Here is an 8,145-nt window from a genome sequence, read left to right as displayed (position 1 = left end):
AAGGCGTTAAATCGTTATTAATGAAAAAACCAAACCGCACCTTTAATAACTAAAAAAAGCAAAGAAACTTAAAAAAACGCATTTGGTTTTTTCTGCACCACCGAATTTTTGACAACTTAAGACGTGAAACTATGAATACAAAAACTGCTGTAACGCCCCCAGTGGCGAACCAGGCATCAAATGGAAAAGCGAAACGACTGCTGATGATGGCGTTGCCCGTCATCGTCGCCGTACTGCTGCTGTTTGTTCCGGTACCGGAAGGTTTACCGCCTTACGCGTGGCACTACTTCGCTATCTTCGTTGGCGTGATCGTCGGGTTGATCTTCGAACCACTGCCTGGCGCGGTGATTGGCCTGACCGGCGTGGTCGCCATTGCGCTGTGTAGCCAGTGGGTGCTCTTCAGCCCGGACCAGCTGGCAGATCCAAAATTCAAGCTGGCAGGCGCCTCCTTCAAATGGGCGGTGAGCGGGTTCGGTAACTCCACGGTCTGGTTGATTTTCGGTGCCTTTATGTTTGCCGCAGGCTATGACAAAACCCGCTTCGGCCGCCGTCTGGCGCTGATTCTGGTAAAATATCTCGGCCGTCGCAGCCTGACGCTCGGGTATGCTATTACCTTTGCAGACCTGCTGCTGGCACCGTTTACCCCGTCCAACACGGCGCGCAGCGGCGGGACCATCTACCCGATTATCGCTAACCTGCCGCCGCTGTACGGCTCAAAACCCAACGACCCAAGCGCGCGCAAAATTGGTTCTTATCTGATGTGGGTGGCTATCACCGCGGCCTGTATCACCAGTTCTATGTTCCTCTCCGCTCTGGCGCCGAACCTGCTGGCGCTGGCGCTGGTGAAAAGCACCGTTGGGATTGATATCTCCTGGGGCACCTGGTTCCTCGCGTTCCTGCCGCTGGGCATCCTGTTGATTCTGACCATGCCGCTGCTGGCCTACTGGTTCTACCCGCCTGAAGTGAAAGTGAATAACGAAGTACCGCTGTGGGCGACCCGCGAGCTGGAAAAACTTGGCAAACTGTCGCGCAATGAGATCCTGCTGCTGGTCTTCGTGTGCTGTGCGTTGCTGATGTGGATCTTCGCCGCCGCGTGGATTGAACCGGCCATGGCTGCCCTGTTAATTGTCGGTCTGATGCTGTGGACCGGTGTGCTGGAGTGGAACGATATCACCGGTAACAAAGCCGCATGGAACACCTTCGTCTGGTTCGCCACCCTGGTGGCGCTGGCGGATGGCCTCTCCTCTACCGGCTTTATCAGCTGGTTAGGTAAAGAAGGCGGTCTGCTGATGAGCGGTATCTCTCCGGGCGTGGCGACTATCGTCCTGCTGCTGGCGTTCTACCTGCTGCACTACCTGTTTGCCAGCACCACCGCACACACCACCGCGCTGCTGCCCGCGATGCTGACCATCGCCTCCACCATTCCGGGCATGAATATGGAAGTGTTCGTCCTGCTGATGGTGACCTCGCTGGGTGTAATGGGGATCATTACCCCATACGGTACCGGCCCAAGCCCGATTTACTACGGTAGCGGCTACCTGCCAACCAAAGACTACTGGCGCCTGGGCACTATCTTCGGTGCCATCTTCCTGGCGGCCCTGCTGCTGATTGGTTATCCGTGGATGTCGATGATGTTCTGATTTCTGACCGCCGGGGTCTTCCTCCGGCGGTTTTATTTTTGTGGAGCAAGCTATGTCAAACAAACCGTTTATCTACCAGAACCCCTTCCCTCTTTCCCATGACGACACAGAATATTATCTGCTCACCAAAGAGCACGTTTCCGTTGCCGAGTTCGAGGGGCAGGAAATCCTGAAAGTCGAACCGGAAGCCCTGACTCTGCTGGCGCAGCAGGCCTTCCACGATGCCGCCTTTATGCTGCGTCCTTCTCATCAGAAACAGGTTGCCGCCATTCTTAACGACCCGGAAGCCAGCCAGAACGATAAGTACGTCGCCCTGCAGTTCCTGCGCAACTCTGAAATTGCCGCAAAAGGCGTCCTGCCGACCTGTCAGGATACCGGCACCGCGATCATCATGGGCAAGAAAGGCCAGCGCGTCTGGACAGGCGGCGGTGACGAAGCCGCCCTGAGCCAGGGCGTGTATAACACCTACATTGAAGACAACCTGCGTTATTCCCAGAACGCCGCGCTGGATATGTATAAAGAGGTGAATACCGGCACCAACCTGCCCGCGCAGATTGACCTCTACAGCGTGGACGGAGACGAGTACAAATTCCTGTGCATGGCAAAAGGCGGCGGTTCCGCGAATAAAACCTATCTCTATCAGGAAACCAAAGCGCTGATTACCCCTGCGAAGCTGAAAAACTACCTGGTGGAGAAAATGCGTACCCTGGGCACCGCCGCCTGCCCGCCTTACCATATCGCGTTTGTGATTGGGGGAACGTCGGCTGAAGCCACGCTGAAAACCGTGAAGCTGGCCTCTACCCGCTACTATGACGCGCTGCCAACCGAAGGTAACGAACATGGCCAGGCGTTCCGCGACGTTAAGCTGGAACAGGAACTGCTCGAGGAAGCGCAGAACCTCGGCCTGGGCGCACAGTTTGGCGGTAAATATTTTGCCCACGACATCCGCGTGATTCGCCTGCCGCGCCACGGCGCGTCCTGCCCGATCGGCATGGGGGTTTCCTGCTCCGCAGACCGCAACATCAAAGCGAAAATCAACCGCGACGGGATCTGGATTGAAAAACTGGAACACAACCCGGGCCAGTATATTCCTGAATCACTGCGTCAGCAGGGTGAAGGCGACGTGGTCAGCATCAACCTGAACAAGCCGATGAATGAAATCCTGGCCCAGCTCTCCGCGCACCCGGTCTCTACCCGTCTGTCGCTGAACGGGACCATCATCGTGGCGCGCGATATTGCCCATGCGAAGCTGAAAGAGCTGCTGGATAACGGTGAGGAACTGCCGCAGTACGTTAAAGATCATCCGATTTACTACGCAGGTCCGGCAAAAACGCCGGAAGGTTACGCCTCTGGCTCACTCGGCCCGACCACCGCGGGACGTATGGACTCGTACGTAGACTTACTGCAATCCCACGGTGCGAGCATGATCATGCTGGCGAAAGGCAACCGCAGCCAGCAGGTGACCGACGCCTGCCATAAGCACGGCGGCTTCTACCTCGGCAGCATTGGCGGTCCGGCGGCGGTACTGGCGCAAAACAGCATTAAGAGCCTGGAGTGCGTGGCGTATCCGGAGCTGGGTATGGAAGCCATCTGGAAAATTGAAGTGGAAAATTTCCCGGCGTTTATCCTGGTGGATGACAAAGGCAACGATTTCTTCCAGCAGATCCAGAATCAACAGTGCAAAGGCTGCTCACAGCGCTGAGGCCTTCCACAACGCCGGTAACAGCGACAGCGTTTCGTTGATAAGCCCGCGCTTGTCGCTACCCGGTTTCCAGATGGTCACCATCGTCTGAGCTATCCCCTGGCTGCCCACCTCGGTGGGCAGCCTTTTTACATCCTTCCACTGCGCCGCATGAAGATGCGTCGGCAAAAATCCCCAGCCGCACCCCTTTTCCAGCAGACCGCGCAGCATCTCAAGTTCATTGGTAAAAAGGGTATGTCCGGAGATTTGCAGACGGCGAGCGACCGGCTCGTCAGACGCCGCATGCATAATGACCTGCGGCACCAGAGAGAGATCGAGTAGCGAAACCGGGGAGGCGTTATCCCTGAACAGCGCTTTCGAGGCGTAAAAATCCATCTCAATGGACCCTAACGCCCGCCATTCCATCTCATTGCCTACGCTGCGATTACGTGCCTGACAGATCCCCACATCGGCCTCACCGCTGGCGAGCATCGCTTCCGCTTCATCACGCGAGGTGCTGGTCAGGCTCAGCCGAATATTCTGGCTCACCATTTTTGCTATCAGCGCCTGCAAAAAAGCGCGCGGGGTGAACGGATCGTAGACGAGCGCAATATCCTGCATCGCGCTTTGCGGAACGGCTCTGGCGAACGCCTCAAAGGCTTTTACCTGACGCATCAACAGATGCGCCTGCCGCTGTAACTGCTCCCCCTCCAGCGTTAACCGCAGGGTTCGCCCCTCGCGCAGGAACAACGCGTAACCCAGACCATCTTCCAGAAAATCAATCAGATCGCGCAGGGTCGTGCGGTCTTTACCCAGTTTAGTGGCCGCCTTCACCAGGCTGCCATGTTCAGCCACAGCGGTGAACGCCTCAAGCTGGGCAAACGAATAGATCAATGACGCCACGCGATCCTCCACAGTACCTTTTCGGGGGATTTTCCCCCATAACGCGTTTTTTATTATAGGCCGCGGGTTCGTAAACTGAAGTCCTTCCTGAGCCATACGAGAAAAACATGAAAAACAAAACAAACCGCACTCTGCTCGCGGCGCTGATTGTCAGCAGCCTGCTCTCTCCTGCCGCCATGGCTGCCTGCAACGGTACCGTTCTCGACACCTGTCCTGCCCCTTTTGATACAAAACTGCCGGACGCACATACGATGCTCACCTGGAGCCAGGCCGACCGCGTCGTGGGTTTCCGCAATGACTACCGCAACTATGCGGGCGACGTGTTCCATCACGGCAACGCCTCGCCGTTGCTGGCCGCAGAAAAACCGCTGACCGATGCCCGCTATCAGGTGAATGGCAAGACCTACGATCTCCATGATTACCTGAAACGCCAGAACGTCAGCGGCATGCTGGTATTAAAAAACGGCCACGTTGCCTATAAGTATCTGGGTGAAGGGAATACCGACAGCACGCTCTGGACCTCACGCTCTGTCGGTAAATCGGTGGTCTCTGCGCTGGTTGGGGTAGCGATTAAAGAGGGAAAAATCCACTCCCTCGACGATCTTATTACCCAATATGAACCTGATTTGAAAGGCACCGCCTGGGACGGTGTGACGCTGAGACAGCTTATTACCCACACCTCCGGCGTGGCGTGGAATGAGGACTACACGAATCCGGGATCCGATTTCGCAAAGCTGACAGAGTGCGAAGCCAAACCGGGCACCTATGACTGCGTGCGGACATTAGTAAAAGGGTTACACCGCGTGCACCCTGCGGGCGAAAACTGGTCCTATTCCTCGGGCGGCGCGTGGCTGCTGGGTGACGTGCTTGAACGCGCAACCGGCATGACCCTCGCGGCGTATCTGGAGAAAAGCATCTGGCAACCCTACGGCATGGCCAGCGACGGCGTGTGGCATGCCTACAGCAAAGGCCAGCATGATGTCGGCGCCCACGGCTTTAACGCCACGCTGGAAGACTGGGGCCGCTTCGGTCAGTTCATCCTTCATAACGGCACATTGCCCGGCGGGAAGCAGATCCTGCCCGAAGGCTGGGTAAAACAGTCCTCAGACTGGACGCAGGCAAAAGGTTCGGTGTCCGCCGCGCATCCGAACGGGTTGTATGGCTATCAGTGGTGGAACAACGAAGTGCCGGTTAATGCCACCCACGTCGCGCCAAAGGTCGACAATTCACTTAAAGGGTCGCTCTGGGCGCTGGGGATCTTTGGACAGATGATTATGGTGAATCAGAAAGAGAACCTGGTTATCGTCCAGTGGTCCACCTGGCCGCAGGCGGAACCGTCCTTCAGCGCTCAGCCGCTGGAAGCATCGTTAATGTTTAGCGCAATCGCGAACGCGCTGCGCTGATTTTAAGAGCCAGGCGCTGCCTGGCGTCTTCTCTGCGCAATGTCACAAAACAGCGATATCAGCAACTTAGCGAATTAGCGTGAATAAAAAATCACACGATTGTTAAGTTATTGTTAGGTATGTAAATCCTGGTCAACATCCTGTCATTGATGCACAACGCGCATCAGTTCATTCACTCTTTGCGCTTATTAATTTCCGTTTCCTGATCCAGTTTTCAAAAACAGACGAGCATAACGTCACGATAAAAACTGGAGATAATCATGGTTTCCTCAACCTCACCTGCAACGGTCCGTGCGAAAGCGGGCGCGATTTTTCGCGTCACCTCGGGCAACTTTCTTGAGCAATTCGACTTCTTTCTGTTCGGCTTTTATGCCACCTACATCGCGCATACGTTCTTCCCGGCGAGCAGTGAATTTGCCTCGCTGATGATGACCTTTGCCGTCTTTGGCGCGGGCTTTTTGATGCGTCCGATCGGCGCTATTGTGCTCGGCGCTTACATCGATAAAGTGGGTCGTCGTAAAGGGCTGATTATCACCTTGTCGATCATGGCTGCCGGAACATTCCTGATTGTGCTTATTCCGTCGTACCAGAGCATTGGGCTGTGGGCACCGCTGCTGGTACTGACGGGCCGTTTGCTGCAGGGCTTTTCCGCCGGTGCGGAGCTTGGCGGCGTCTCGGTCTATCTGGCAGAAATCGCCACGCCGGGCCGCAAAGGTTTTTACACCAGCTGGCAGTCCGGCAGCCAGCAGGTTGCCATTATGGTCGCCGCGGCGATGGGCTTTGCCCTGAATGCCCTGATGGAGGAGAGCGCCATTCGCGAGTGGGGCTGGCGCATCCCGTTCCTGTTTGGCTGTTTAATCGTGCCGTTCATCTTTTTCCTGCGTCGTAAGCTGGAGGAGACCGAAGCGTTCAACGCACGGCGCCATCATCTGGCGATGCGCCAGGTTTTCAAAACGCTGCTGACAAACTGGCAGGTGGTGGTCGCAGGTATGTTGATGGTAGCGATGACCACCACCGCGTTCTACCTGATCACCGTTTACGCGCCAACCTTCGGCAAAAAAGTGCTGATGCTGAGCGCGTCGGACAGCCTGCTGGTCACGCTGCTGGTGGCCGTCTCTAACTTCATCTGGCTGCCGATAGGTGGAGCCCTCTCGGACCGCTTCGGTCGTAAACCGGTGCTGGTTGTCATGACGCTGCTGGCGCTCGCCACCAGCTACCCGGCACTGACGATGCTGGCGGCGGCCCCCAGCTTCTCCATGATGCTGAGCGTCCTGCTGTGGCTCTCTTTCCTCTACGGCCTGTATAACGGCGCGATGATCCCGGCGCTGACGGAAATCATGCCTGCTGAAGTCCGCGTGGCGGGGTTCTCGCTGGCTTATAGCCTGGCTACCGCCGTCTTTGGCGGTTTCACCCCGGTGATGTCCACCGCGCTGATTGAATACACGGGTGACAAAGCCTCGCCGGGATACTGGATGAGCTTTGCGGCGGTCTGCGCGTTGCTGGCAACGCTCTACCTCTACCGTCGCCGCGCGGCATCACTGCAAAACACCGTTAAGTCACAGGGGGCCGCATGAAACGTACGTCTCGCTCTACCGCCATCGCGCTAATGGCAATGTTCCTGAGCGTCAATGCCTGCGCAGAGGACGTGAAGGTCATGATTTCGGGCGGATTCAAGGCCGCCCTGGAAAAGCTGGCTCCGGAGTATGAACGCCGGACCGGGGATAACATTGTGATCATCCCCGGTCCCTCAATGGGCACTACGCCGCAGGCAATCCCAAACCGGCTCGCGCGCGGAGAGAAAGCCGACGTGGTGATTATGGTGGGCAATGCACTGGCGAAGCTTGAACAGGCCCGTCTGACCCGGCCGGGTACGCGGACTGAACTCGCGGACTCTCCCATCGGCATGGTCGTGAAAAAAGGTGCGGATATCCCTGATATCAGCAGCGAGACGACGCTGCGTAATACCCTGCTGCAGGCTCGCTCCATCGCCTACTCAGACAGTGCCAGCGGCAGGTATGTCAGTGAAGAATTGTTCACAAAGCTGGGGATTGAAAAGGAGGTGACGGGCAAAGCGACAAAAGTCGAGCGCATTCCGGTCGCATCAGAAGTGGCGAAAGGAAAATACGCCGTCGGGTTTCAGCAGGTCAGCGAGCTGCTGCCGATTCAGGGCGTCACCTTTATCGGTAAAATCCCGGATAATTTGCAATACATCACGCGCTTCGCTGGCGCGGTCACCCGTGACGCGGAACATCCCGCGGAGGGAAAAGCGCTGCTGAACTATCTCGCCTCACCGCCCTCAAGGGAAGTCATCCGCCTAACGGGGATGCTCCCCGTTACGTCCGGCGATACTGCTCGGTGATCTGTTTTTCAAGCTCAGCCGCAATATAGGACTGGATGCGCCCCCGGCGCCGGATAAGCCCCACGGTACGCTTCACCTCCGGCGCCACCAGCGGCAAAGGGGTCAGCAGCGTGTGCTCTGACGTCGGCATCGACATGGCGGGAACGGCAGCAATGCCGA

General features: G+C 56.8%; 6 protein-coding genes and 1 pseudogene. 5 read left to right on the top strand and 2 right to left on the bottom strand.

Features of this window, described 5'->3' with window-relative positions; translation table 11 throughout:
* Positions 1 to 131: 131 nt before the first annotated feature.
* Both L977_RS08375 and fumA read left to right on the top strand, forming a co-directional pair.
* On the top strand, positions 132 to 1,640 hold the full coding sequence (locus L977_RS08375; RefSeq protein ID WP_014884418.1) for an anion permease: 1,509 nt from the start codon (positions 132 to 134) through the stop codon (positions 1,638 to 1,640).
* 52 nt (positions 1,641 to 1,692) lie between these two features.
* On the top strand, positions 1,693 to 3,342 hold the full coding sequence (gene fumA / locus L977_RS08370; protein ID WP_047344747.1) for a class I fumarate hydratase FumA: 1,650 nt from the start codon (positions 1,693 to 1,695) through the stop codon (positions 3,340 to 3,342).
* Here fumA and L977_RS08365 read toward each other — a convergent pair.
* Positions 3,331 to 4,236, bottom strand: a complete 906-nt coding sequence (locus tag L977_RS08365; RefSeq protein WP_047625579.1) for a LysR family transcriptional regulator — start codon at positions 4,234 to 4,236, stop codon at positions 3,331 to 3,333. The two genes, fumA and L977_RS08365, sit on opposite strands and share 12 nt — an antisense overlap.
* Positions 4,237 to 4,331: 95 nt before the next feature.
* On the opposite strand from L977_RS08365, the gene L977_RS08360 reads away from it, so the two are divergent.
* The 3 genes from L977_RS08360 (at position 4,332) to L977_RS08350 (ending at position 7,986) form a co-directional block, all read left to right on the top strand.
* Positions 4,332 to 5,627 (top strand): serine hydrolase domain-containing protein, encoded by a 1,296-nt coding sequence (locus L977_RS08360; RefSeq protein WP_032636106.1) that lies wholly within the window; start codon positions 4,332 to 4,334, stop codon positions 5,625 to 5,627.
* A gap of 260 nt (positions 5,628 to 5,887) precedes the next feature.
* Positions 5,888 to 7,201 (top strand): MFS transporter, encoded by a 1,314-nt coding sequence (locus L977_RS08355; protein WP_047625578.1) that lies wholly within the window; start codon positions 5,888 to 5,890, stop codon positions 7,199 to 7,201.
* Positions 7,198 to 7,986, top strand: a complete 789-nt coding sequence (locus L977_RS08350) for a substrate-binding domain-containing protein (protein ID WP_047625577.1) — start codon at positions 7,198 to 7,200, stop codon at positions 7,984 to 7,986. Before L977_RS08355 ends, L977_RS08350 begins: the two co-directional genes overlap by 4 nt.
* Here the strand turns inward: L977_RS08350 and L977_RS08345 are convergent.
* A pseudogene (locus L977_RS08345) lies at positions 7,961 to 8,145 on the bottom strand (LysR family transcriptional regulator); the annotation flags it as partial. The gene L977_RS08350 and the pseudogene L977_RS08345 overlap by 26 nt on opposite strands.

Origin of the sequence: Enterobacter sp. ZOR0014 (assembly GCF_000798855.1) — a bacterium.
Lineage (GTDB): Bacteria > Pseudomonadota > Gammaproteobacteria > Enterobacterales > Enterobacteriaceae > Enterobacter > Enterobacter kobei.
Note: the sequence above shows the minus strand (reverse complement) of the source record. Positions and strands in the feature narration are given on the sequence as shown.